The organism is Pseudomonas sp. GT1P32 (assembly GCF_054897805.1).
Genome location: NZ_CM142704.1, coordinates 4,785,908 through 4,809,373, shown reverse-complemented (window position 1 = coordinate 4,809,373; position 23,466 = coordinate 4,785,908). Strand labels below are relative to the sequence as shown.

Here is a 23,466-nt window from a genome sequence, read left to right as displayed (position 1 = left end):
TCCTCTGTAGGGGTGAGGTTCTTGCAGAATTCTGTGCCCTTGCGGGCCGGGCGACTAGCCGCCGCCGATGGCGTGTACCACTTCGACGGAATCGCCGTCGTTCAATGTGGTGTCCGCATGCTGGCTGCGCGGGACGATATCCAGATTGAGTTCGACCGCTACCCGGCGTCCGGTCAATTCCAGACGGGTCAGCAGGGCCGCAACGGTTTCACCGTCGGGCAGTTCAAGGGATTCGCCGTTCAACTGAATGCGCATGCCGGATGCCGTCATCATTTTTAGGGGCTGGCATTCTAGCCCGATCAGTCTTGGCGACCCAAGCCATTCGTCATGTCGTGGGCCTTGTAGGAGCGAGGCTTGCCCGCGAAGGCGTCGTGTCAGACGAAGATGATGGTGGCTGACTGTCGCCTTCGCGGGCAAGCCTCGCTCCTACAAGGTCAGTTTAAGCGCCAGGCGGCAAGGCCCAGACAGAACCAACCGATCAGGAATGCCAGGCCGCCGAAGGGCGTGATGATTCCGAGCTTGCTGATACCGGTCAGGGTCAACAGGTACAGACTGCCGGAAAACAGCAGGATGCCAATGGCAAAAGAGGCGCCGGCCCACGTGATCAAACGACCCGGAATCTGCGTGGCAAGCAGTGCCACACCCAGCAACGCCAAGGTGTGCACCAATTGGTAGGTGACGCCGGTGTGGAAAATCGCCAGGTATTCAGGCGTCAGCCGGCTTTTCAAGCCGTGGGCGGCGAATGCGCCAAGGGCAACGCCGGTGAAGCCGAAGAAAGCGGCCAGCATCAGAAAGCCACGCAGCATGAAGAACTCCAGTCAGACTCGATCAACAGGGTCTGTATAATGGCCCGCTCAATGGGTTCGGCCAAGCCATCTCTATGCTGCGTTTATTTTTACGACGATTTACAAAGGCCGTGCTCTGGTTCGCGGGCGGCAGCGTATTGCTGGTGCTGATTTTCCGCGTGGTGCCACCACCGGGCACGACGCTGATGGTCGAGCGCAAGATCGAATCCTGGTTCGACGGCGAGCCCATCGACCTGCAACGCACCTGGAAACCCTGGGATGAAATCTCCGACGACCTCAAAGTCGCAGTGATTGCCGGTGAAGATCAGAAATTCCCGGAGCATTGGGGTTTTGACCTCGGTGCGATCCGCGCAGCCCTGGCGCACAACGAGCTGGGTGGTTCGGTTCGCGGTGCCAGCACCTTGAGCCAGCAAGTGTCGAAAAACCTGTTTTTGTGGTCCGGCCGTAGCTGGCTGCGCAAAGGTCTGGAAGCCTGGTTTACCGGGCTGATCGAAGTGTTCTGGCCCAAACAGCGGATCCTTGAGGTGTACCTGAACAGCGTCGAGTGGGATGACGGGGTGTTTGGCGCGGAAGCGGCGGCTCGGCATCACTTTGGTGTAAGCGCCAAGTCGCTGTCCCGGCAGCAGGCCAGTTATCTGGCGGCTGTATTGCCTAACCCACGGGTGTGGAGCGCGAGTCACCCGACTAGTTATGTTGCACGTCGTGCCGGGTGGATTCGGCAGCAGATGAGCCAGTTGGGTGGTGACAGTTATCTCCTGGGGCTCAACGATTCGCGTCGGGCGCCTTGGGCCCAGTAACACCGCCGCCCCTTGTAGGAGCTGGCTTGCCAGCGATCGCGATATGCCTGACACACCCTATCGCCTCGATCGCAAGCAAGCCGGCTCCTACAAAAGCAGCGCCGGATTCAAGACTTTCGAGCACAAACAAAAACGCCCCGATCAATGATCGGGGCGTTTTTTATTGCCTTCGCACAGCTTAGGCGGCGATCGACAACTTGAGCTTGTTCATCGCACTCTTCTCGAGCTGACGAATACGCTCGGCCGACACGTTGTACTTCTGCGCCAGGTCGTGCAGCGTGGCTTTCTCTTCAGCCAACCAGCGCTGATAAAGGATGTCACGGCTGCGATCGTCCAGCACTTCCAGCGCTTCGTGCAGGTTGTGATTGGAGTTGTCGCTCCAGTCGGCGTCTTCCAGTTGACGGGCCGGGTCGTACCGGTGGTCTTCCAGATAGTTGGCCGGCGACTGGAAAGCACTGTCGTCGTCCGCTTCTGCGGCCGGGTCGAAGGCCATGTCATGGCCGGTCAGTCGGCTTTCCATCTCGCGCACTTCCCGCGGCTCTACGCCGAGGCTTTCCGCCACACGATGGACTTCCTCGTTGTTCAGCCACGCCAGACGTTTCTTCTGGCTGCGCAGGTTGAAGAACAGCTTGCGCTGGGCCTTGGTGGTCGCGACTTTCACAATGCGCCAGTTGCGCAGGATGAACTCGTGAATTTCCGCCTTGATCCAGTGCACAGCGAACGAAACCAGACGCACACCCATTTCCGGGTTGAAGCGCTTCACGGCCTTCATCAGGCCGACGTTACCTTCCTGGATCAGGTCAGCCTGAGCCAGACCGTAGCCGGAATAGCTACGGGCGATATGTACGACAAAACGCAGGTGGGCGAGCACCATCTGCCGAGCCGCCCCCAAATCCTGCTCATAGTAGAGACTCTCGGCCAGTTCACGCTCCTGCTCCGGCGTCAGCAATGGAATGCTGTTGACGGTGTGCACGTAGGCCTCCAGGTTCGCACCCGGGACCAGAGCATATGCAGGTTGCAAAGAATTGGTCATACGAAAAAACCTCCGTCTTACAAACTCGTGCAGTTCAGCACTGCGAAAATTGACCGGAAACCAAAAGACAAGTTCCCATAAACGCTGAAAGGTCAATACGAGCAAAATGATACTACTTAGGCGCAAGCTCCCTCAGGTGGCGTGCGACTGCAATCCATGCACCGATATACCCTAACAGCACCGCGCCAAGCAAGAGAGACAGACCGTCGGCTACTGGCACTCCCGCCAGCGCAAAATTACTGCCGTACAAACCGGCCAGTCCAACCACTGCCTCGTTCAGCCAGTTCAAGCCAAACGCCAATACGCCCCAGGAAAGTATCCCCGCACCGAAGCCATACAGCGCGCCCATATACAGAAAGGGCCTGCGCACATAGCTGTCAGTGCCGCCGACGAGTTTAATCACTTCTATCTCTGTGCGGCGGTTTTCAATATGAAGACGAATGGTATTGCCTATCACCAAAAGTAATGCAGAAACCAGAAGCACGGTCAGACCGAAGACAAAACGGTCACCCAGCTTGAGGATGGCTGCCAGACGCTCGACCCAGACTAGATCAAGTTGTGCCTGTTGTACCTTCGGCAGCTCGGAAAGTTTTTGTCGTAATGCTTCAAGCGCGGGCTTGTCGACCTCGTTCGGGGTTACCAGCACCACGCCTGGCAGCGGGTTCTCCGGCAGCTCCTTCAACGCTTCGCCCAGGCCGGACTGCTGCTGAAACTCTTCCAGCGCCTGATCACGACCGACATATTCGGCATCCGCTACGCCCGGAATGCCTTTGATCTGATCGCGCAACGATTCGCCTTCAGCCGGGCTGACCTCAAGTTGCAGGTACAGGGAAATCTGCGCCGCACGCTGCCAGGAACCGCCAAGACGTTCGACGTTACTTAGCAAAAGTGACAGGCCCATCGGCAAACTCAGGGCAACCGCCATCACCATGCAGGTGAAGAAACTGCCGATGGGATGCTTGCCCAGGCGCCGCAGACTGTCCAGCAGACTGGCGCGATGGCTTTCAATCCAGGCGCGGAACAGCGTGGCGAAGTCCGGACCGTCGTCATCGTCGCGTTTTTTCTTCTGCGGTTGCGGATCGGCGGCTTTCGGCGCCACGCGTTCGGAGACTTTAGGGCTGCGTGTCGCACTCATTCGCCCGCCTCCCCGTCGCCGATCAATCGGCCGCGTTGCAGTGTCAGCATGCGGTGACGCATGCGCGCGATCAGGGCCAGGTCGTGACTGGCGATCAGCACGCTGGTACCCAGACGGTTGATGTCTTCGAACACACCCATGATCTCGGCCGCCAGGCGCGGGTCGAGGTTACCGGTCGGCTCATCCGCCAGCAGCAAGGCCGGGCGGTGAACGATGGCGCGGGCGATGCCGACGCGCTGTTGCTGGCCGGTGGACAGGTCGCCGGGGTACAGATCGGTCTTGTCCGACAGCGCCACGCGCTCCAGTGCCGAATCCACACGTTTGGCGATTTCGGCCTTGGACAAACCAAGAATCTGCAACGGCAGGGCAACGTTGTTGAACACCGTGCGATCGAACAGCAACTGGTGATTCTGGAACACCACGCCGATCTGCCGACGCAGGTAAGGAATCTGTGCGTTGCTGATGGTGCCGAGGTCCTGACCGGCCAGCAGCAATTTGCCGGTGGTCGGACGCTCCATGGCCAGCAGCAGGCGCAACAAGGTGCTTTTACCGGCGCCGGAATGGCCGGTTACAAACAAGAATTCGCCCCGACGGACTCGAAAGCTCAGCTCATGCAAGCCGACGTGACCGTTCGGGTAGCGTTTACCGACCTGTTCGAAACGAATCATGAACGCTCCCGCTCGGCAAACAGTGCCTGGACAAAGGGTTCTGCTTCAAAGGTACGCAAGTCATCGATGCCTTCACCGACGCCGATGTAGCGAATCGGCAGGCCGAACTGCTTGGCCAGGGCGAAAATCACCCCGCCCTTGGCGGTGCCGTCGAGCTTGGTCAGCGCCAGGCCGGTCAGTTCGACGGTCTGGTTGAATTGCTTGGCCTGGTTGATGGCGTTCTGCCCGGTGCCGGCGTCGAGCACCAGCAGCACTTCGTGCGGCGCGTCGGCGTCGAGCTTGCTGATAACCCGGCGAACCTTCTTCAACTCTTCCATCAAATTGTCTTTGGTGTGCAGGCGACCGGCGGTGTCGGCGATCAACACGTCAATGCCACGGGCCTTGGCGGCTTGCACGGCGTCGAAGATCACCGAAGCCGAGTCGGCGCCGGTGTGCTGGGCGATCACCGGAATCTTGTTGCGCTCGCCCCAGACCTGCAATTGCTCGACAGCGGCTGCGCGGAAGGTGTCGCCCGCTGCCAGCATGACTTTCTTGCCTTCGAGTTGCAGCTTCTTCGCGAGTTTGCCGATGGTGGTGGTCTTGCCGGCGCCGTTGACGCCCACGACCAGGATCACGAACGGCTTGTTCTGCGAGGTAATTTTCAGCGGTTGCTCGACCGGCTTGAGCATCGCCGCCAGTTCCGCCTGCAGGGACTTGTACAGCGCGTCGGCATCGGCCAGCTCTTTGCGGGCAACCTTTTGGGTCAGGCGCTGGATGATCACCGAAGTGGCTTCAACGCCCACGTCGGCGGTCAGCAGACGGGTTTCGATGTCTTCGAGCAGCTCGTCATCGATGATCTTCTTGCCAAGAAACAGGCTCGCCATGCCTTCGCCGATGCTGGCGCTGGTCTTGGACAGGCCTTGCTTGAGCCGGGCGAAGAAACCGGCTTTGGTTTCTTCGGTCCGCACAGGCTCGGCGGGTGTTTCGACCGGCACGACGGGCACGACGGGCACGACGGGCGCGGCGGCAACGGGGGCGACGGGGGCGACGACCGGCGCAGGCTCTGGCGCTTGAACAACCGGAGCAACCGGAGCAACGAAAGCAGGAATCTCAGGCTCTGTAACAGCCGGCACAGGTTCGGCCACAACAACTGGCTCAATCACTGGCACCTGAACGGGCGCAGGAGAAAACGCACTCGGCGCCGGAATCGGCGGCGTAATGTGCGGCGCCAGCTCGTCTTCGACCAACGATACCGGCTCTTCCGCTACCGGCAAGGTCAGCCACGGCTCGGCGGCAGGCGTCAGCGGCTGTTCAGCCACGACGTCAGGTTGCGCCTCAACCACCGGTTGCAGCACCGGTTCGGAGATCGGCAGGACAACCGGCGCCGGCGCTTCATCTATTACCGGTGCAGGTACTGGCTCAGGAATGGGCTGTGGCTGTTCGACGACGGTTTCCTGCGGCTTTTTGCGCAGCCATCCGAACAGGCTTTTCTTCTCGCCAGCCGCAGCTGGGGCTTTCTTGTCGTCGTTGGAACCAAACATGGAGGACGGCTATCTCACGGTAGCGACGCGCCAAAAGGCGCCTCGGCAAATAAATATTCGATGCAGAACAGACTGCGATTGACCCAGCTTGTTCACGCGCAACATTTTGTAGAGGTGCAAACAGCGCCTCAAAGGTCGACTAATACGAAGGACTGGAACGGCATCGTCGGCGAAAACGCAGAGTTTAGCTGACAAACTCAAAGCTTCCGGCGCAAACCCAAACAACCTGCTGACCGATCAAAGGCCTGATAGGCGTGGCCGCCAGTAAAACGGATCAGTATCCTAGCACCCTCTCGCCCGCCGACGCTAAGACCAAGCGGGCAGCTCAACAGGTTTAAAAACGAATGAATGCTCTAGCCCGCCGCGCTGCAGGCCTGCTGCTCAGCACAGTTTGTCTGCCACTTTCAGCCTTTGCTGCCGATCCGCAACCCACCCACGAATTCACCCTCGACAATGGCCTGAAGGTCATCGTGCGCGAAGACCATCGCGCGCCAGTGGTGGTTTCCCAGGTCTGGTACAAGGTTGGCTCCAGCTACGAGACGCCGGGGCAGACCGGTTTGTCCCACGCCCTGGAACACATGATGTTCAAGGGCAGCGAGAAAGTCGGCCCCGGCGAAGCCTCGCTGATCCTGCGAGACCTCGGCGCCGAAGAGAACGCGTTCACCAGCGACGACTTCACCGCTTATTACCAGGTGCTGGCCCGCGACCGTCTGGGCGTGGCCTTCGAGCTCGAAGCCGACCGCATGGCCAGCCTGCGCTTGCCGGCCGACGAGTTCGCCCGCGAGATCGAAGTCATTAAAGAAGAACGTCGTCTGCGCACCGACGACAAGCCGATGTCCAAGGCCTACGAACGCTTCAAGGCCATGGCCTACCCGGCCAGCGGTTACCACACGCCGACCATCGGCTGGATGGCTGACCTGGACCGCATGAAGGTCGAAGAGCTGCGCCACTGGTACCAATCCTGGTACGTGCCGAACAACGCCACGCTGGTGGTGGTCGGCGACGTGACACCGGACGAAGTGAAAACCCTGGCCCAGCGCTACTTCGGCCCGATCGCCAAACGCGACGTGCCACCGGCGAAAAAACCGGTCGAACTGGCCGAGCCCGGCGAACGGCAGATTACGCTGCACGTGCAGACCCAACTGCCGAGCCTGATGCTGGCCTTCAACGTACCGAGCATCGCTACCGCCGAAGATAAACGTTCGGTCAACGCCTTGCGCCTGATCTCGGCCCTGCTCGATGGCGGCTACAGCGGACGCATCCCGACGCAACTGGAGCGCGGCGAAGAGCTGGTATCCGGCGGTTCGTCGAGCTACGACGCCTACACCCGCGGCGACAGCCTGTTCACCCTGTCGGCAACGCCGAACACCCAGAAAAACAAAACCATGGCCCAGGCCGAAGCCGGTTTGTGGAAGCTGCTCGAACAGCTGAAAACCACCGCGCCGTCCGCCGAAGAGCTGGAGCGCGTGCGGGCTCAAGTGATCGCCGGTCTGGTTTACGAGCGCGACTCGATCACCAGCCAGGCCACCGCTATCGGCCAACTGGAAACCGTCGGCCTGTCCTGGAAGCTGATGGACACCGAACTGGCCGAACTGGAAAGCGTCACGCCAGAAGACATCCAGAAAGCCGCCAAGCTGTATTTCACCCGCGAACGTCTCAGCGTCGCCCATGTCCTGCCACTGGAGACGACTCATGAGTGAGCATAAAAAACCACGTCTGGCCTTGATCGGCCTGGTCGCTGTCGCATTGATTGGCTCCGCTGCCTTCTATTTACTGAAGACCGACCACTCCAACGCCAGCGAAGCCCTCGACAAGGCCAAGTCCAGCCAGAAACTGCAATCGCTGGCCGAACTCGGCGGCAAGGCACCGAGCCGCCGCTCGCTCAACGTGCAAACCTGGAACACCGCCGAAGGCGCCAAGGTGCTGTTCGTCGAAGCCCGCGAGTTGCCGATGTTCGACATGCGCCTGATCTTCGCCGCCGGCAGCAGCCAGGACGGCGGTGCGCCGGGCCTGGCCGTGCTGACCAATGCGATGCTCAACGAAGGTGTGGCGGGTAAAGATGTCGGCGCTATCGCTCAGGGCTTCGAAGGCCTGGGCGCCGACTTTGGCAACGGTGCGTTCAAGGACATGGCGCTGGCGTCGCTGCGCAGCCTCAGTGCCGCGGATAAACGCGAGCCTGCGTTGAAGCTGTTCTCCGAAGTTGTCGGCAAACCGACCTTCCCCGCCGATTCGTTTGCGCGCATCAAGAACCAGATGCTCGCCGGCTTCGAGTACCAGAAACAGAACCCCGGCAAACTGGCCAGTATCGAGCTGATGAACCGCTTATACGGCGATCACCCGTACGCGCATTCCAGCGATGGCACGGCGAAAACCGTACCAGCCATCACCCTGGCTCAGTTGAAGGCGTTCCATGAGAAAGCCTACGCCGCCGGCAACGTGGTGATTGCGCTGGTGGGGGACCTGTCCCGCGCCGAAGCCGAGGCGATTGCTGCACAAGTCTCCAGTGCGCTGCCAAAAGGCCCCGCGCTGGCGAAACTGCCGCAACCTGAAGAACCGAAAGCCAGCATCGGCCACATCGAGTTTCCGTCCAAGCAGACCAACCTGATGCTCGCGCAACTGGGCATCGACCGTGACGATCCGGATTACGCCGCGCTGTCCATGGGCAACCAGATCCTCGGCGGCGGTGGCTTCGGCACCCGTTTGATGAGCGAAGTACGCGAGAAGCGCGGCCTGACGTATGGCGTATATTCGGGCTTCACCCCGATGCAGGCGCGTGGCCCGTTCATGATCAACCTGCAAACCCGCGCCGAGATGAGCGAAGGCACGCTGAAACTGGTGCAGGACGTGCTCGCCGACTACCTTAAAACCGGCCCGACCGAAAAAGAACTCGACGACGCCAAGCGTGAACTGGCCGGCAGCTTCCCGCTGTCCACCGCCAGCAACGCCGACATCGTCGGCCAGCTCGGCGCGATGGGCTTCTACAATCTGCCGTTGAGCTACCTGGAGGACTTCATGCAGCAGTCCCAGAGCCTGACCGTCGAGCAAGTCAAAGCCGCACTGAACAAACACCTGAGCACGGATAAAATGGTCATCGTCAGCGCTGGCCCGACCGTGCCGCAAAAGCCGTTACCGGCCCCTACTGATAAACCTGCCGAGCAGCCGCTCGGGGTTCCGGAGCATTAATGGCCACTCGTCCTAAAAAGCCTGTTCACAACGTGCACAACGGCGTGAACCAACTGCGCATCATCGGCGGTGAATGGGGCAGCCGAAAGCTGAGCTTCCCCGATGCACCGGGCCTGCGCCCGACGCCAGACCGAGTGCGTGAAACCTTGTTCAACTGGCTGGCGCCTTACATCGCCGGCGCCAAGGTACTTGATCCATTCGCCGGCAGCGGTGCGCTGTTCCTTGAGGCGCTGTCCCGTGGCGCGGCAATGGGCCAGGCGCTGGACGCCAGCAATATCGCGGTCTCAAGTATCAAGGAACATCTGGGTACCCTGCGCTGCACCACCGGCCAGATCCAGACGGCCGATGCCTTGCGCTATCTGGAGACCCAGACCGCGAGCGCTTATGACGTGGTGTTCCTCGACCCGCCGTTCAACCAGAACCTGTTGCCCGCCGTTTGCACGCTGCTCGAAGAGCGCCAATGGCTGGCGGACGATGCCTGGGTGTACACCGAAAGCGAAACCGCCCCCTCGACGCTTGGCCTGCCGGCCAACTGGCGCCTGCACCGAGAGCAGAAATCCGGGCGCGTCTACTATTCGTTGTGGCAACGTATGGCAGAGATCGCCGGTTAACCGACCGGCCTGAAAAGGTGCGCACAGGTTGCGCACCGCTGCATCGAGAGCAATCGTGTCTTTTCCGTCAGAACGCTTCACCCCTGCCTTCGGCCTCGGCAACCCGCACTTGCAGACCTTGTGGGGACCGCTTTGGCGCAAAACCACGCACATCGATCGCGAACGCGAACGTTTGTGGCTCGAAGATGGCGACTTTCTTGACCTGGACTGGCACGGCCCGCACAGCGCCGATGCACCGCTGGTGCTGGTGCTGCATGGCCTGACCGGCTCTTCCAATTCGCCTTATGTGGCCGGCGTGCAAAAAGCCTTGGGTGACCAAGGCTGGGCCAGCGTCGCGCTGAACTGGCGCGGCTGCTCCGGCGAACCGAATCTGTTGCCGCGCAGCTACCATTCCGGCGCCAGCGAAGATTTGGCCGAAACCATCAAGCACCTGCGGGCCAAACGGCCACTCGCGCCGCTGTATGCGGTCGGTTATTCCCTCGGCGGCAACGTTTTGCTCAAGCACTTGGGCGAGACCGGCAGCGACAGCGGCGTGCTCGGTGCCGTGGCGGTGTCGGTGCCGTTTCGGCTCGATCACTGCGCCGACCGCATCGGCCAGGGTTTCTCGAAGGTGTATCAGGCGCACTTCATGCGCGAGATGGTCGCCTACATCAAGAACAAGCAGCGGCAGTTCCAGCATGACGGACGCGAGGATGGCCTGGCGGAATTGGCCGCGCTGGGCTCGCTGGAAAACATGCGCACGTTCTGGGATTTCGATGGCCGGGTCACCGCGCCGTTGCACGGTTTCACCGATGCGCAGGATTACTATCGCCGCGCCTCAAGCCGTTACTTTCTGGGCGAGATTCGCACACCGACGCTGATCATTCAGGCCGCCGACGACCCGTTTGTATTTCCTCACAGCCTGCCGCAAGCCGAGGAGCTGTCCGTCTGCACTCAATTAGAACTGCAAGCCAAGGGCGGGCATGTCGGCTTCGTCGATGGCTCGTTCCGGCAGCCGGGTTACTACCTGGAACGGCGCATCCCGCAGTGGCTGACCGCCGTGGGTCGCGGGTAAACCGATGGACATCGATCAGGGCGAGTCGATCCGTTTCTGGCAAACGGCGCCTTTGGCCGGGGTCGAGTTGTTGTCCGCACGCTACATCGAACACCGTTTCGCCCCGCATGTGCATGACGGTTACGTGATCGGCATGATCATGGCCGGCGCCCAGCGTTACCGCTATCGCGGCGCCGAACATCTGGCGGGCAGCGGCACGCTCGTTTTGATCAACCCCGACGAGTTGCACACCGGTCACAAAGGCACGGAAGACGGTTGGTTGTACCGGGCATTTTATCCCGACAGCGGGCAGATTCTGTCACTGCTCGATGAGCTGGAACTGCCGACCCATAACCTGCCGGCATTTGGCGCCACGCTGTATCGCGATCCGGACCTGGTGAAAGGCTTCTGCCAACTGCATCGTCTGCTCGAAACGCCCTCCACCGCCCTGCAACAGCAGACAGCCTGGCGAGAAATGATGTTGTCGCTGCTGCAACGTCACGCCGCCGTTCCGGACGCCGGCAAACCCGGCAAGGAACACCGCGCGGTGACGCAGGCCAAGGAACTGCTGCAAGCGCAATTGGCGGCACCGCCGTCGCTGGAAGAACTCGCGGCAGCGGTCAATCTGTCGCCCTTTCATTTCGCCCGGGTGTTCCGCAGCGCCACCGGCATGCCACCGCACACCTGGTTGATGCAGCAGCGCATCGCTCGGGCGCGGGCGTTGTTGCAGGGCGGCTGTTTGCCATTGGAAGTGGCGACACAATTGGGGTTTGCCGACCAGAGTCATCTGAGCCGACAGTTCAAGCAGGTTTACGGGGTGGGGCCTGGGGCATATCGCAGAGCGCTTCTGTAGGAGCCGGCTTGCTGGCGATAGAAGCAATGCGGTCTGTCTGATTGACCGCGTTGCGCTTATCGCCAGCAAGCCGGCTCCTACAGGGGATTGGTGTTTATTCGCCGGTGGCGATGCCACGCGCGGGGTCGTTGATCCATTCGCTCCACGAACCGGCATACAACGAGCCCAACGGATATCCCGCGAGGCACAAGGCGAACAGGTTATGGCACGCCGTCACGCCGGAACCGCAGTACGCCACCAGATCGATCGGCGCGCGATTGCCGAGTTTCGCGGCAAAGCGCTGCTTGAGCTGATCGGCCGGCAGAAAACGCCCGTCGCTGCCCAGGTTGTCGGTGAATGCCGCACATTGCGCGCCGGGAATGTGCCCGGCAATCGGGTCGATCGGCTCCACTTCACCCTTGAAGCGCGGCAAGGCACGGGCATCGAGCAAGGTCAAATCGGGCTGGCCGAGACGGTGCTGAAGCTGTTCGGCGTTCAACAGCAGCGTATTGTCCGGCGTTCCCGCGAAGGTGCCACGTTCAATACCGGGCGCATCAAGGCTCAAGGGCAAACCCGCCGCGTGCCAGGCCTTGAGCCCGCCATCGAGGATAAACACGTTGTCACGCTTGCCCAGCCAGGCCAGCAACCACCACGCCCGCGCCGCGTAGGCACCGGGGCCGTCGTCATACAAAACCACATCGCTGTCGGCATTGATGCCCCAGGCTTGCAGGCGTTCGATCAAGTCCGCAGGTTGCGGCAACGGATGGCGCCCGGTCACGCCCTTGACCACCGCCCCGCTCAAATCACGCTCAAGATCAGCGAAGCTCGACCCGGCGATGTGCCCTTCGGCATAGCTGCGCTGGCCGTAGTCCGGGTCTTCGAGGGCAAAACGACAATCAAGAATCACCAACCCCGGCTGGTCCTTTTTCAGGTCCAGTGCTTGCGGGCTGATCAGTTGCGCAATGGGCATAACGGGCTCCTGTGAGGTGGTCGATTTTGAATCCTACTGCACTTCTTCCAGTGCCTGGGCCAGCGGCACGTAAAACTCCTCGTACAGCGCGTTCACCGCATCACGCGACTGATCGGTGACAAAACCGGCCTCCAGCACCAGCACCTGATACACGCCGCGTTTGATCGCCTGCTCGCTCAGGTGGTTGGAATTTTCCCGCGTGGTGCACAGGAAACGCACCCAGGACGTGAGGATGATCCACGCATTAAGCGTCAGGGATTCAATCTGCACCTTATCCATGGACAGGATGCCGGCCTCGACGAATCCCGCGTAGATGTGCGTGCCATAGATCAGGCAGCGCTGGGAAAAGCGCCGATAACGGGCGGCGAGTTCCGGATCGCTGTCGAGCAAGTGCTCGAGATCACGATGCAAAAACCGGTAGCGCCACATCGCCGCCAGCAACTCCTGAAGGTAGAAGCGCTTGTCTTCAACCGTCGCGGCGCGCCCCTGGGGTGGGCGCAGGAAGCTGTCCACCAGGCTTTCGTACTCACTGAACAGTACGGCGATGATCGCCTGCTTGTTGGGGAAGTGGTAGTAGAGGTTGCCCGGAGAAATGTCCATGTGGGCAGCAATGTGGTTGGTGCTGATGCTGCGCTCACCCTGCTGGTTGAACAGCTCCAGGCTGTTCTGCACGATGCGCTCGCTGGTTTTGATCCGAGGGGCCATGGCTTGAGCTTTAATTCAGAGTGCGTTGAGGGGCATCTTACGACCTAACCGCGAGCGGATAAAACAACGCGATGTCAGGATCTCATTTGACTTTATAGAGTATAGACTCTAAAAAGTTCATCACTACAATAAATCCGGAGCCGACCATGACTGCTGACATCGCCTATCTGCAGAACCTGCAGCAGCCCCTGGAGGAGCTCCAATCCCGGTTCGACGACCAGCGCGCAGCCTATGCCGCCAACCCGATGCCGCCCGCAGCCCAGCGACTTCAATGGCTCAAAGCCCTGCGCGATTTGTTGAGCAATGAACGTCAGGCCCTGATCGATGCGATCAGCCAGGACTTCAGCCACCGCAGCGCCGATGAAACCCTGCTCGCCGAACTGATGCCCAGCCTGCACGGCATTCACTATGCCAGTCAGCACCTCAAAGGCTGGATGAAACCTTCACGACGCAAGGTCGGCGTGGCCTTCCAGCCAGCCTCGGCGAAAGTCGTTTACCAGCCGCTGGGCGTGGTCGGGGTGATCGTTCCGTGGAACTACCCGCTGTATCTGGCCATCGGCCCTTTGGTTGGCGCGTTGTCGGCGGGCAATCGGGTGATGCTCAAACTCAGCGAATCGACACCCGCCACCGGCCTGTTGCTCAAGGAATTGCTTGGGCGGATCTTCCCCGAAGACCTGGTTTGCGTGGTGCTCGGCGAGGCCGATATCGGCGTAGCGTTCTCCCGCCTGCGTTTTGATCACCTGCTGTTCACCGGCGCCACCAGCATCGGCAAACACGTGATGCGTGCAGCGGCCGAGAACCTGACGCCGGTAACGCTGGAACTGGGCGGCAAGTCCCCGGCCATCGTCTCTCGTGATGTGCCGTTGAAGGACGCCGCCGAACGTATTGCTTTCGGCAAGACGCTCAACGCCGGGCAAACCTGCGTCGCCCCGGACTACGTAATGGTCCCGGAAGACCGCGTGGGTTCTTTCGTCGAAGCCTACCGTCAGGCGGTTCGCGGGTTTTATCCGACACTGGCTGACAACCCGGACTACACCGCGATCATCAATGACCGACAACTGGCCCGGCTCAACGGCTACATCAGCGACGCCACCAGCAAGGGCGCGCTGCTGATTCCGCTGTTCGACCAGGGCCAGGGCCGGCGCATGAGCCACAGCCTGCTGCTGAACGTCACCGACGAGATGATGGTGATGCAGGACGAAATCTTCGGTCCGCTGCTGCCGATCGTTCCGTACAAGGATCTGGATGAAGCATTTGCCTACATCAATCGTCGCCCTCGCCCACTGGCGCTGTATTACTTCGGCTACGACAAGCGCGAACAAAACCGCGTCCTGCATGAAACCCACTCCGGAGGCGTGTGCCTGAACGACACGTTGCTGCACGTCGCGCAGGACGACATGCCCTTCGGCGGCATCGGCGCCTCGGGCATGGGCCATTACCACGGCCACGAAGGTTTCCTGACGTTCAGCAAGGCCAAAGGCGTGCTGATCAAACAGCGTTTCAACGCAGCGAAACTGATCTACCCGCCGTACGGAAAAACCATTCAGAAACTGATCCAGAAGCTGTTTATCCGCTAACGACCTTCACCGCCGGGTAATAACAATAATGAGCCCAAGCCTGTCCGATACACCCGCGCTGTCACGGCGCGGCCTGCTTAAATTCAGCCTCGGCGCAAGCGCGTTTCTGGCCACGGCCGGACTCGGCGCGAGCCTCAGCGGGTGCTCGTCGAGCATCCCGGCCAGCGGTTTCGCGATCCTGCGCAGCGGCGATCTATTGTTTTTACGGGCGCTGATTCCGGTGATGCTCGATGGCGCCGTGGTCGCCGGGAAAATGCCGATGGCGCTCGACCAGACCTTGCACTGCCTGGATAACGGCCTCAATCACCTGTCACCGGAAATGCTCAAACTCACTCGGCAATTGTTCGATGTGCTGGGGATGGCCGTGACTCGCGGGCCGTTGACCGGGATCTGGGGCAGTTGGGAAAACGCCAGTGCCGATGAGATCCGGCACTTTCTTGATCGCTGGGAAAACAGCTCGTTGAGCCTGTTGCGCATGGGGCATAGCTCGTTGCTGCAACTGGTGATGATGGCGTGGTACAGCCGGGCTGAGTCGTGGGCGCATTGCGGGTATCCCGGACCGCCAACCGTTTAGGACCGAGTCGGCCCTTTCGCGGGCAAGCCTCGCTCCTACAAAGCCTATGCGATCTGTAGGAGCGAGGCTTGCCCGCGAAGGCGGCCTGATGAACGACACATTTCTCAATATAAAAACAAGAGAACCCGAATATGCCCGTACCCGATCCGTTCCGCGAAGGCATGGCCCGTGGCTGGAAAACCCACAACGGCTCGCAACTGTCCGAGGACCTGACCCTCGAAGCGGACGTGGCGATCATCGGCAGCGGCGCGGGCGGCGGCACCACCGCTGAAATCCTCAGCGCCGCCGGCTACAAGGTGCTGTTGATCGAAGAAGGTCCGCTCAAGACCAGCAGCGACTTCAAGATGCTTGAAGACCAGGCCTACACCAGCCTCTATCAGGAAGGCATCGGCCGCATGAGCAAGGACGGCGCGATTACCATCCTTCAGGGCCGCGCAGTGGGCGGCACCACGCTGATCAACTGGACCTCGAGTTTCCGCACGCCAGAGCCAACGCTCGAACACTGGGCCAGGGAGCACAACGTCAAAGGCCACAGCCCGGCCGAGATGGCGCCATGGTTCGAGAAAATGGAGCAACGTCTGGGCGTCGCACCCTGGATGGTTCCGCCGAACGCCAACAACGATGTGATTCGCAAAGGCTGCGAGCAGCTCGGCTACAGTTGGCACGTGATCCCGCGCAACGTGCGCGGCTGCTGGAATCTTGGCTACTGCGGCATGGGCTGCCCGACCAACGCCAAGCAATCGATGATGGTCACGACGATTCCGGCGACCCTGGAAAAGGGCGGCGAGCTGCTTTACCTGGCCCGCGCCGAGAAACTGATGATCAAGGACGGCAAGGTCACCGGCCTGCAATGCGTGGCGATGGATGATCGCTGCGTCGCCCCCACGGGCAAGACGATCTCGGTCAAGGCGCGGCATTACGTGCTGGCCGGCGGCGGCATCAACAGCCCCGCGTTGCTGTTGCGTTCCGACGCGCCCGATCCGCACAAACGTCTGGGCAAGCGCACGTTCCTGCATTTGGTGAACATGTCCGCCGGGCTGTTCGACGAGGTGATCAACCCGTTCTACGGCGCGCCGCAGTCGATCTATTCCGACCATTTCCAATGGCAGAACGGCACCACCGGCCCGATGGCCTACAAACTCGAAGTGCCACCCCTGCACCCAGCCCTGGCCGCCACATTGCTCGGCGGTTTTGGCCAGGAAAGCGCCCGACACATGGAAAGCCTGCCGCATACCCACGCCATGCTGGCGTTGCTGCGCGATGGCTTTCACCCGGACAGCCCCGGTGGCAGCGTCGAATTGCGCGGCGACAACACGCCAGTGCTCGATTATCAGGTTTCACCCTACGCCTGGGACGGACTGCGCCGCGCCTTCCACAGCATGGCCGAGATCCAGTTCGCCGGCGGCGCCAACGCCGTGATGCCGATGCACGCCGACGCGCGCTATGTGAAAACCCTGGCCGAGGCGCGCACGCTGATCGACGGCCTGAGCCTTGAGTTGTATCGCACACGCTTGGGCAGTGCCCATGTGATGGGCGGTTGCGCCATGGGCGAAGACCCGAAAAACGCCGTGACCGACAGCCTCGGCCGGCATCATCAGCTCAGCAACCTGTCGATCCACGACGGCTCGCTGTTCCCCACCAGCATTGGCGCAAACCCGCAATTGTCGGTCTACGGGCTGACGGCGCAACTGGCGACTTCGTTGGCCGAACGTTTGAAAAACCCATGAAAAGAGCGAATATTCCTATCGTCTATAGTGCTTTCTTACCCAACAGGCGACTTGGCCGACCGGGAAGGCTGCGATACCATCCGACTCCCCAACGGACTCCCGCCAGGACGACGCGATGAACCGAGTGTTGTACCCAGGTACCTTCGACCCTATTACCAAGGGCCATGGCGATCTGGTCGAACGCGCCGCGCGCCTGTTCGATCATGTGATCATCGCCGTCGCCGCCAGCCCGAAGAAAAACCCGTTGTTTCCCCTGGAACAGCGTGTGGAGCTGGCCCGCGAGGTCACTAAACATCTGCCGAACGTTGAAGTCGTCGGCTTCTCGACGCTGTTGGCGCACTTCGCCAAAGAGAAGAATGCCAACGTGTTCCTGCGTGGTTTGCGCGCAGTGTCGGACTTCGAATACGAATTTCAGCTGGCCAACATGAACCGTCAGTTGGCGCCGGATGTGGAAAGTCTGTTCCTTACACCGTCCGAGCGCTATTCGTTCATTTCCTCGACGCTGGTCCGTGAAATCGCGGCGTTGGGCGGCGATATCACCAAGTTCGTCCACCCTGCGGTGGCTGACGCTCTGACACTTCGATTTAAAAAATAACGCCAGACCTGTAGGAGCCAGCTTGCTGGCGATGGATGTTAACGATGACGAGTGCTGCCTGAATGAACGCGGCGCTCTCCCGCCCATCGCCAGCAAGCTGGCTCCTACAGCGCCAATGCGGCACAATTGCGCATTGGTTTTTAGCGCCCGGGCCTGCCGCCCCGGCTGGAGTTAGCATGTCCCTGATCATCACCGACGATTGCATCAACTGCGACGTCTGCGAACCCGAGTGCCCGAACGCCGCCATTTCCCAAGGCGAAGAGATCTACGTGATCGACCCGAACCTGTGCACCCAGTGTGTCGGCCACTACGACGAACCTCAGTGCCAGCAGGTGTGCCCGGTGGATTGCATTCCACTGGACGAAGCGCATCCGGAGACTGAAGAGCAGTTGATGGAGAAGTACCGGAAGATTACCGGTAAGGCGTGAGCCATGAGGCGTCTGTGAGGACGCCTTCGCGGGCAAGCCTTGCTCCTACAGAAGCAGCGCTAACATTGTAGGAGCGAGGCTTGCCCGCGAAGCTTTTAGGCTTCACTCCCGCTGCTCAAACCCCTCCCCGATACATCCCAGACACCTTACGAACGCCGCTTTCGCCGGATCAACCACCAACGCCTGTCCCGCGTCACCGACATTGCCGCCCAGCGCGGTAAACGGCAACGACACCACAAACGCCCCCGCGCCAATCACCGTTGCCACGACCAGCAAGGGTCGGGCAATCAGCAAGTCGCCGAGCATGGCGTACGCCGGGGGATTCTGGATGGTGTAGCGCGGGTCGCCGCTGCCGGTATTTGCTGCCAGCGCCGGTGCACCGGCACTCAGCAGCAAAACCACGGCAAGGGTTCGGAACAGGTTCATGGCACGGTCCTTCGACTAGGCAGTGAGAACACTGACTATAGACCGTAGGAATATCAGCTCTGGCAGCGCGGGCAAAAGACGCTGGCGCGCTGCCCGAGTTTGACTTCCCGCAGCTCTGTTCCGCAGACCTTGCACGGTTGGCTGCCACGGCCGTACACGAATAATTCCTGCTGGAAATAACCGGGCTGACCGTCGCCGCCGATAAAGTCGCGCAACGTCGTACCGCCGCGCTCGATGGCGGCGGCCAGGATGCGTTTGATCTCGATCGCCAATTTCAAATAGCGCGCCCGGGAAATGCTCTTTGCCTCGCGACGCGGGTCGATACCGGCCGCAAACAGCGCTTCAGTCGCATAGATATTGCCGACGCCGACCACCACGGCGTTGTCCATGATGAACGGTTTGACCGCCATCGAACGCCCACGGGACTGCTGAAACAAGCGCTCGCCGTCGAACAGATCAGTCAACGGCTCAGGCCCCAGGCGAATCAGTAATTCATGGTTAAGCGGATCGAGGCTCCAGAGCATCGCGCCGAACCGTCGCGGGTCGGTGTAACGCAGGGCCAGGCCCGATTCCAGCTCGATATCCACATGCTCATGCTTGGCGGCCGGCAGGCCGACTTCCACCAGGCGCAGATTGCCCGACATGCCCAAGTGGCTGATCAGCGTGCCGACTTCGGCGTTGATCAGCAAGTACTTGGCGCGCCGCTCCACCAGCACGATACGCTGGCCGGAGAGCCGCACATCCAGGTCTTCAGGGATCGGCCAGCGCAGGCGACGGTCACGCACGATCACCCGGCTGACGCGTTGGCCTTCCAGGTACGGCGCAATACCGCGGCGGGTGGTTTCGACTTCCGGCAGTTCAGGCATGGTGCTCTCGAATCAGGCGCTGACGGCACTCAGCGGTGAGTGCCGAGGTCGCGAATCGTTTGTTTGAGGGTTTCGAAGTCGTAGTCCGAGAGGCCCACGTAATCGAGTACCAGCGGCGCGATGGTGTTCCATTCACGGTCCTCGTTCTGGTTGCCCAGTACCCGGTAGGACGCACAAATGTGCTCGGCCATTTTCAGGATCGCCAACAGGTTTTTCAGCTGGCTGTTGCGCGAAGACTCATCGCTGAAAATCGCCAGCGCATTGTGGTGATTGGCGATCGCCGTGCTCACATGCTCCGGCAGGCGCCAGGATTTGGCCGTGTAATAACCGACCACCGCATGATTGGTATTGAACACCCGATTTTCCGTGTCCACCACCCGGCATTCGGCACTGGCGCTGGCGTAGGCTTCTTCCAGCGTGGTCATGTAATCCGGGAACCGCTGCAGCATCAGCGGCACGCCGCAGTCGTGGAACAGGCCCAGGGCGTACGCTTCATCGCCGGCCTGGACGCCAATGCGCTTGGCCAGGGTCAGGCAGGTCATCGCCACGTCCTGAGCAGTGTCCCAGAAACGGTTCAGGGTGACGATGGTGTCATCGTTCATTTCACCCTTGATCGACTGTGCGTTGATCAGGTTGATGATCGAACGGCTGCCCAGCAGATTCACTGCACGCTGGATCGAGGCGATCTTGTTGCTCAAGCCGTAATACGGCGAGTTGACGATTTTCAGCAGGGCACCAGAGAGGCCCGGGTCCTGGGAGATCAGCTTGGCGATCACTTCCAGATCCGGGTCGGGCATGTACTGCTCCATCTGCAGATCCACCATGATCTGCGGCTGGGCCGGCACGCTGATGCCTTGCAGGGACTGTTGGATCTGTTCGGTGGTCAGCTCTTGGGACATAAGTACACACTCTGGGACAGGCGCCGATTCTAACCTTTATAAAGTTGGATCCGACATACCGGCGGACAACATCGGCCAAAGTTTCATTTCCGTGGAGCATTCGAAATTGCCTTCGCGGGCAAGCCTCGCTCCTACGGGTTTTGTGTCGGTCACGGAAATTGCGTACGACGCGAAACCTGTAGGAGCGAGCGGTGCGGCGACCCGACTTGCCCGCGAAGGGGCCGTCAGCGTTTCATCGCCCACCCGGCCCGCCACCACCCTCAACACGCTATACTCCCGCTCTTTTTTCCGGAGCGACGTCATGTCCCTGCCTAGCCTGCGCCTCAAAGCCAACGCCGACCGTCGCCTGCGAAACGGCCACTTGTGGGTCTACAGCAACGAAATCGACGTGGCTGCCACCCCGTTGCACGGCTTCAAGGCCGGTGACCAGGCGATCCTCGAAGCCGCCGGCGGCAAGCTGCTGGGCATCGTCGCCATGAGCCCGAACAACCTGATCTGCGCTCGTCTGCTGTCGCGCGACATCAAGTTGCCGCTGGACAAATCGCTGCTGGTGCACCGCCTGAACGTTGCCCTGTCCCTGCGCGATCGCCTGTTCGACAAGCCGTTCTATCGCCTGGTCTACGGCGACTCCGACCTGCTGCCAGGCCTGGTGGTCGACCGTTTCGGCGACATCCTGGTGGTGCAGATCGCTTCGGCAACCATGGAAGCGCATAAAGACGACGTGATCGCGGCGCTGACCCAAGTGCTCAAGCCAAGCGGCATTCTGTTCAAGAACGACTCCGCCGCCCGCGACGCCGAAGGCCTCAACCGCTACGTCGAAACCGTGTTCGGCCTGGTGCCGGAGTGGGTCGCGCTGGAAGAGAATGGCGTGAAGTTCGAAGCCCCGGTCATTCAGGGCCAGAAAACCGGCTGGTTCTACGACCACCGCATGAACCGTGCACGCCTGGCCCCGTACGCCAAAGGCAAACGCGTCCTCGACCTGTACAGCTACATCGGCGGCTGGGGCGTGCAAGCCGCAGCATTCGGCGCCAGTGAAGTGTTCTGCGTCGATGCTTCCGCCTTCGCCCTCGACGGCGTCGAGCGCAACGCCGCGCTGAACGGTTTCGCTGAAAAAATAACCTGCCTCGAAGGTGACGTCTTCGAAGCGCTGAAAGAACTGAAAGCCAGCGAAGAACGCTTCGACGTGATCGTGGCCGACCCGCCGGCGTTCATCAAACGCAAGAAAGACATGAAAAACGGTGAAAACGCTTACCGTCGCCTGAACGAGCAAGCCATGCGCCTGCTCAGCAAGGACGGCATCCTGGTCAGCGCATCCTGCTCGATGCACCTGCCGGAAGATGACCTGCAGAACATCCTGCTGACCAGCGCCCGCCACCTGGATCGCAACATCCAGATGCTGGAACGTGGCGGTCAGGGTCCGGATCATCCGGTACACCCAGCCATCGCTGAAACCCGCTACATCAAGAGCATCACCTGCCGGTTGCTGCCAAACAGCTAACAACACAGAACTACTGTAGGAGCGAGCTCGCTCGCGATGGTCGTCAACGATAACGCTGGCTGCCTGACACCCCCGCAGCCTGCTCGTTTTTCGCGAGCAGGCTCGCTCCTACAACGGTCTGAGAACAGTCCCACACCTCCTGCATTGACTTCCCTATTCATCAAGTCGACTCTCGGCTACCCCTCACGGATCGAGAGCGCTGTTGATGAACCCTTCCCCGCACACCGCGAAAAAATCGTCGCTCATCCTGCTATTGATGACGATGACGCTACTGGGTGTTTTCCCGCTGGACGTCGTACTCCCGTCCTTTCCCGCGCTTTCTGATTACTTCCGGACCTTGGCGTCCGACATTGCCCTTTCGGTCAGCCTGTTTGCCATTGGCCTTGGGCTATCGGTGGTGCTGGTCGGACCGTTGTCGGATAGGTGGGGGCGAAAAAATCTATTGCTGACCGGAATCGCCATCTCAATAGTCGGCGCTACGGGTTGTCTGCTTTCCAGTGAATACAGCTGGTTTCTGGTATTTCGCGTCATTCAGGCCGTGGGTTGCGGGTCCTTTGTGCTGTCGCAAGCGCTGATTCAGGATTTGTTCGTCGGCAAGGAACAGGAACGAATGAGGATCTGGATGACCACCGCCGCCGGCGTGTTCATTTCCATTTCGCCGCTGCTTGGAACCTGGTTGCAGATGCATCTGGACTGGCAGGGCAGCTTCTATGTCTTTATCGCGCTGGCGGTTTTCGTCTGGATAAGGGCTGGCGTGCTCCTCAAGGAAACCCCGCGCAGTCGCAATGCGGCGCCCGGTCACTTTTTCAGTGCCTACTGGCGGCTATGCGCGGATTTTCGCTTCATGGGTTACTGGCTGATTTCGGCCCTGGCCTTCGCTTGCCATTTTTCATTCATCGTCATGTCGCCGATCATTTTCATGGAGCGCCTGGCACTCACGCCCTACGAATTCGCCTGGACATTGTTGCTGTATGGCGTGGCTTATGTGTTCGGCGGGATAGTTGCCAGCGCATTGCATCGGCGTCTGCCGGCCAATTCACAGATAGTGATCGGCCTCGGCCTGATCGCACTGTCGGGGCTGGTCATGCTGTGGCTGGCGAATCAATTCGGGCTGACGGCCGCTGCGGTGCTGATCCCGATGCTCATTTGTACGGCCGGCACCACCATTGCCCGGCCTATCGCCAATTCCAAAGCCATGACCCTCTATCCACAGGATGCCGGTACGTCATCCTCGGTCGGCGGGGTGATGATCTTCATGTGCGGCGGGCTGATCAGCGTGGTGATCAATCTCGCGTCCGAAGACCTCACCACGGCGCTCGCCTTGTGTTTCCTGATCCTTAGCGGCGCGGGCCTGGGTTTGAACGCGCTGATCATGCAGCGCAATCTGGCACTGAACGCGAGTTGATTTACGCCGGTCGTCATCCGGCGCACGCCACCGGCGCCGGATCAGCGCGTCCCGGCATTCCCTCCAGCCGCCAGCCGTGTAGAATCGCGACATTCATCGCCAGTCATCCCCCGGCGGGTTTATGAGCTCAAGCTGAAGCGCGCGGCGATCCCGCAAAGTTATCGGCAACTTCCGGACA

Annotated in this window: 24 protein-coding genes; 13 read left to right on the top strand and 11 right to left on the bottom strand. The window is 60.7% G+C overall.

Annotation, left to right across the window (positions count from 1 at the left end):
* Positions 1 to 54: 54 nt before the first annotated feature.
* Together thiS and ACYZUC_RS22000 are read right to left on the bottom strand one after the other, a co-directional pair.
* Positions 55 to 255 carry a sulfur carrier protein ThiS gene (thiS, locus tag ACYZUC_RS22005; protein ID WP_008026157.1) on the bottom strand — a complete coding sequence of 67 codons (201 nt, stop codon included), beginning with the start codon at positions 253 to 255 and terminating at the stop codon, positions 55 to 57.
* Between the two features lie 179 nt (positions 256 to 434).
* On the bottom strand, positions 435 to 806 hold the full coding sequence (locus ACYZUC_RS22000) for a DUF423 domain-containing protein (protein ID WP_461990359.1): 372 nt from the start codon (positions 804 to 806) through the stop codon (positions 435 to 437).
* Positions 807 to 880: 74 nt separating this feature from the next.
* On the opposite strand from ACYZUC_RS22000, the gene mtgA reads away from it, so the two are divergent.
* Entirely contained in the window at positions 881 to 1,603 is a 723-nt protein-coding gene (gene mtgA / locus ACYZUC_RS21995; protein WP_461990357.1) for a monofunctional biosynthetic peptidoglycan transglycosylase, read from the top strand.
* Positions 1,604 to 1,781: 178 nt separating this feature from the next.
* Here the strand turns inward: mtgA and rpoH are convergent, their stop codons facing one another.
* From rpoH to ftsY, 4 genes are all read right to left on the bottom strand, one after another.
* Positions 1,782 to 2,636 (bottom strand): RNA polymerase sigma factor RpoH, encoded by an 855-nt coding sequence (gene rpoH / locus ACYZUC_RS21990; RefSeq protein ID WP_007897890.1) that lies wholly within the window; start codon positions 2,634 to 2,636, stop codon positions 1,782 to 1,784.
* A gap of 112 nt (positions 2,637 to 2,748) precedes the next feature.
* Positions 2,749 to 3,771, bottom strand: coding sequence for a permease-like cell division protein FtsX (gene ftsX / locus ACYZUC_RS21985; RefSeq protein ID WP_461990356.1), 1,023 nt, complete (start codon positions 3,769 to 3,771; stop codon positions 2,749 to 2,751).
* A complete protein-coding gene (gene ftsE, locus ACYZUC_RS21980; RefSeq protein ID WP_008026149.1) occupies positions 3,768 to 4,439 on the bottom strand; it encodes a cell division ATP-binding protein FtsE in 672 nt (223 codons plus the stop codon). The genes ftsX and ftsE overlap by 4 nt, the downstream gene beginning before the upstream one ends.
* Positions 4,436 to 5,959 (bottom strand): signal recognition particle-docking protein FtsY, encoded by a 1,524-nt coding sequence (ftsY, locus tag ACYZUC_RS21975; protein ID WP_461990355.1) that lies wholly within the window; start codon positions 5,957 to 5,959, stop codon positions 4,436 to 4,438. The genes ftsE and ftsY overlap by 4 nt, the downstream gene beginning before the upstream one ends.
* A gap of 344 nt (positions 5,960 to 6,303) precedes the next feature.
* Between ftsY and ACYZUC_RS21970 the strand changes: the two genes are divergently transcribed.
* The 5 genes from ACYZUC_RS21970 to ACYZUC_RS21950 are packed head-to-tail and all read left to right on the top strand — an operon-like array spanning position 6,304 to position 11,639.
* Entirely contained in the window at positions 6,304 to 7,659 is a 1,356-nt protein-coding gene (locus ACYZUC_RS21970) for a M16 family metallopeptidase (RefSeq protein ID WP_461990353.1), read from the top strand.
* Entirely contained in the window at positions 7,652 to 9,142 is a 1,491-nt protein-coding gene (locus tag ACYZUC_RS21965; protein WP_461990351.1) for a M16 family metallopeptidase, read from the top strand. The genes ACYZUC_RS21970 and ACYZUC_RS21965 overlap by 8 nt, the downstream gene beginning before the upstream one ends.
* On the top strand, positions 9,142 to 9,753 hold the full coding sequence (rsmD, locus tag ACYZUC_RS21960; protein WP_192416708.1) for a 16S rRNA (guanine(966)-N(2))-methyltransferase RsmD: 612 nt from the start codon (positions 9,142 to 9,144) through the stop codon (positions 9,751 to 9,753). Before ACYZUC_RS21965 ends, rsmD begins: the two co-directional genes overlap by 1 nt.
* Positions 9,754 to 9,808: 55 nt before the next feature.
* A complete protein-coding gene (locus tag ACYZUC_RS21955; RefSeq protein WP_461990349.1) occupies positions 9,809 to 10,807 on the top strand; it encodes a hydrolase in 999 nt (332 codons plus the stop codon).
* 4 nt (positions 10,808 to 10,811) lie between these two features.
* Positions 10,812 to 11,639 carry an AraC family transcriptional regulator gene (locus ACYZUC_RS21950; RefSeq protein ID WP_192416707.1) on the top strand — a complete coding sequence of 276 codons (828 nt, stop codon included), beginning with the start codon at positions 10,812 to 10,814 and terminating at the stop codon, positions 11,637 to 11,639.
* Between the two features lie 94 nt (positions 11,640 to 11,733).
* Here ACYZUC_RS21950 and ACYZUC_RS21945 read toward each other — a convergent pair whose 3' ends face one another.
* Together ACYZUC_RS21945 and ACYZUC_RS21940 are read right to left on the bottom strand one after the other, a co-directional pair.
* Positions 11,734 to 12,588 carry a sulfurtransferase gene (locus tag ACYZUC_RS21945; protein WP_461990347.1) on the bottom strand — a complete coding sequence of 285 codons (855 nt, stop codon included), beginning with the start codon at positions 12,586 to 12,588 and terminating at the stop codon, positions 11,734 to 11,736.
* A 33-nt stretch (positions 12,589 to 12,621) separates the two neighbouring features.
* Complete coding sequence (locus tag ACYZUC_RS21940; RefSeq protein ID WP_008026133.1) at positions 12,622 to 13,293, bottom strand: TetR/AcrR family transcriptional regulator; 672 nt, start codon at positions 13,291 to 13,293, stop codon at positions 12,622 to 12,624.
* Between the two features lie 146 nt (positions 13,294 to 13,439).
* Here ACYZUC_RS21940 and ACYZUC_RS21935 point away from each other — a divergent pair, with 146 nt between their 5' ends.
* The 5 genes from ACYZUC_RS21935 (at position 13,440) to ACYZUC_RS21915 (ending at position 18,194) form a co-directional block, all read left to right on the top strand.
* Positions 13,440 to 14,870 carry a coniferyl aldehyde dehydrogenase gene (locus ACYZUC_RS21935; RefSeq protein ID WP_461990345.1) on the top strand — a complete coding sequence of 477 codons (1,431 nt, stop codon included), beginning with the start codon at positions 13,440 to 13,442 and terminating at the stop codon, positions 14,868 to 14,870.
* Between the two features lie 28 nt (positions 14,871 to 14,898).
* On the top strand, positions 14,899 to 15,444 hold the full coding sequence (locus ACYZUC_RS21930; protein WP_192416704.1) for a twin-arginine translocation pathway signal protein: 546 nt from the start codon (positions 14,899 to 14,901) through the stop codon (positions 15,442 to 15,444).
* Positions 15,445 to 15,575: 131 nt separating this feature from the next.
* Positions 15,576 to 17,171, top strand: coding sequence for a GMC family oxidoreductase (locus tag ACYZUC_RS21925; protein ID WP_461990343.1), 1,596 nt, complete (start codon positions 15,576 to 15,578; stop codon positions 17,169 to 17,171).
* A gap of 115 nt (positions 17,172 to 17,286) precedes the next feature.
* Complete coding sequence (gene coaD / locus ACYZUC_RS21920; RefSeq protein WP_003177462.1) at positions 17,287 to 17,766, top strand: pantetheine-phosphate adenylyltransferase; 480 nt, start codon at positions 17,287 to 17,289, stop codon at positions 17,764 to 17,766.
* 176 nt (positions 17,767 to 17,942) lie between these two features.
* The gene (locus ACYZUC_RS21915; RefSeq protein WP_003195146.1) at positions 17,943 to 18,194 is read left to right on the top strand and encodes a YfhL family 4Fe-4S dicluster ferredoxin; all 252 of its coding nucleotides are present in this window, start codon (positions 17,943 to 17,945) and stop codon (positions 18,192 to 18,194) included.
* Between the two features lie 102 nt (positions 18,195 to 18,296).
* Here the strand turns inward: ACYZUC_RS21915 and ACYZUC_RS21910 are convergent, their stop codons facing one another.
* The 3 genes from ACYZUC_RS21910 to ACYZUC_RS21900 are packed head-to-tail and all read right to left on the bottom strand — an operon-like array spanning position 18,297 to position 20,331.
* Complete coding sequence (locus tag ACYZUC_RS21910) at positions 18,297 to 18,620, bottom strand: multidrug transporter (RefSeq protein WP_223434042.1); 324 nt, start codon at positions 18,618 to 18,620, stop codon at positions 18,297 to 18,299.
* A 53-nt stretch (positions 18,621 to 18,673) separates the two neighbouring features.
* On the bottom strand, positions 18,674 to 19,486 hold the full coding sequence (mutM, locus tag ACYZUC_RS21905; RefSeq protein WP_008026119.1) for a bifunctional DNA-formamidopyrimidine glycosylase/DNA-(apurinic or apyrimidinic site) lyase: 813 nt from the start codon (positions 19,484 to 19,486) through the stop codon (positions 18,674 to 18,676).
* A gap of 29 nt (positions 19,487 to 19,515) precedes the next feature.
* The gene (locus ACYZUC_RS21900) at positions 19,516 to 20,331 is read right to left on the bottom strand and encodes an HDOD domain-containing protein (RefSeq protein WP_461996744.1); all 816 of its coding nucleotides are present in this window, start codon (positions 20,329 to 20,331) and stop codon (positions 19,516 to 19,518) included.
* 355 nt (positions 20,332 to 20,686) lie between these two features.
* Here ACYZUC_RS21900 and ACYZUC_RS21895 point away from each other — a divergent pair, with 355 nt between their 5' ends.
* Together ACYZUC_RS21895 and ACYZUC_RS21890 are read left to right on the top strand one after the other, a co-directional pair.
* Positions 20,687 to 21,883, top strand: a complete 1,197-nt coding sequence (locus ACYZUC_RS21895; RefSeq protein ID WP_461990338.1) for a class I SAM-dependent rRNA methyltransferase — start codon at positions 20,687 to 20,689, stop codon at positions 21,881 to 21,883.
* Between the two features lie 205 nt (positions 21,884 to 22,088).
* The gene (locus tag ACYZUC_RS21890; protein ID WP_461990336.1) at positions 22,089 to 23,288 is read left to right on the top strand and encodes an MFS transporter; all 1,200 of its coding nucleotides are present in this window, start codon (positions 22,089 to 22,091) and stop codon (positions 23,286 to 23,288) included.
* Positions 23,289 to 23,466 lie beyond the last annotated feature (178 nt).

Coding starts and splice junctions, on each gene's coding strand:
- thiS (WP_008026157.1), bottom strand. CDS start 255: ATGCGCATTCAGTTGAACGGCGAATCCCTTGAACTGCCCGACGGTGAA.
- ACYZUC_RS22000 (WP_461990359.1), bottom strand. CDS start 806: ATGCTGCGTGGCTTTCTGATGCTGGCCGCTTTCTTCGGCTTCACCGGC.
- mtgA (WP_461990357.1), top strand. CDS start 881: ATGCTGCGTTTATTTTTACGACGATTTACAAAGGCCGTGCTCTGGTTC.
- rpoH (WP_007897890.1), bottom strand. CDS start 2,636: ATGACCAATTCTTTGCAACCTGCATATGCTCTGGTCCCGGGTGCGAAC.
- ftsX (WP_461990356.1), bottom strand. CDS start 3,771: ATGAGTGCGACACGCAGCCCTAAAGTCTCCGAACGCGTGGCGCCGAAA.
- ftsE (WP_008026149.1), bottom strand. CDS start 4,439: ATGATTCGTTTCGAACAGGTCGGTAAACGCTACCCGAACGGTCACGTC.
- ftsY (WP_461990355.1), bottom strand. CDS start 5,959: ATGTTTGGTTCCAACGACGACAAGAAAGCCCCAGCTGCGGCTGGCGAG.
- ACYZUC_RS21970 (WP_461990353.1), top strand. CDS start 6,304: ATGAATGCTCTAGCCCGCCGCGCTGCAGGCCTGCTGCTCAGCACAGTT.
- ACYZUC_RS21965 (WP_461990351.1), top strand. CDS start 7,652: ATGAGTGAGCATAAAAAACCACGTCTGGCCTTGATCGGCCTGGTCGCT.
- rsmD (WP_192416708.1), top strand. CDS start 9,142: ATGGCCACTCGTCCTAAAAAGCCTGTTCACAACGTGCACAACGGCGTG.
- ACYZUC_RS21950 (WP_192416707.1), top strand. CDS start 10,812: ATGGACATCGATCAGGGCGAGTCGATCCGTTTCTGGCAAACGGCGCCT.
- ACYZUC_RS21945 (WP_461990347.1), bottom strand. CDS start 12,588: ATGCCCATTGCGCAACTGATCAGCCCGCAAGCACTGGACCTGAAAAAG.
- ACYZUC_RS21940 (WP_008026133.1), bottom strand. CDS start 13,293: ATGGCCCCTCGGATCAAAACCAGCGAGCGCATCGTGCAGAACAGCCTG.
- ACYZUC_RS21935 (WP_461990345.1), top strand. CDS start 13,440: ATGACTGCTGACATCGCCTATCTGCAGAACCTGCAGCAGCCCCTGGAG.
- ACYZUC_RS21930 (WP_192416704.1), top strand. CDS start 14,899: ATGAGCCCAAGCCTGTCCGATACACCCGCGCTGTCACGGCGCGGCCTG.
- ACYZUC_RS21925 (WP_461990343.1), top strand. CDS start 15,576: ATGCCCGTACCCGATCCGTTCCGCGAAGGCATGGCCCGTGGCTGGAAA.
- coaD (WP_003177462.1), top strand. CDS start 17,287: ATGAACCGAGTGTTGTACCCAGGTACCTTCGACCCTATTACCAAGGGC.
- ACYZUC_RS21915 (WP_003195146.1), top strand. CDS start 17,943: ATGTCCCTGATCATCACCGACGATTGCATCAACTGCGACGTCTGCGAA.
- ACYZUC_RS21910 (WP_223434042.1), bottom strand. CDS start 18,620: ATGAACCTGTTCCGAACCCTTGCCGTGGTTTTGCTGCTGAGTGCCGGT.
- mutM (WP_008026119.1), bottom strand. CDS start 19,486: ATGCCTGAACTGCCGGAAGTCGAAACCACCCGCCGCGGTATTGCGCCG.
- ACYZUC_RS21895 (WP_461990338.1), top strand. CDS start 20,687: ATGTCCCTGCCTAGCCTGCGCCTCAAAGCCAACGCCGACCGTCGCCTG.
- ACYZUC_RS21890 (WP_461990336.1), top strand. CDS start 22,089: ATGAACCCTTCCCCGCACACCGCGAAAAAATCGTCGCTCATCCTGCTA.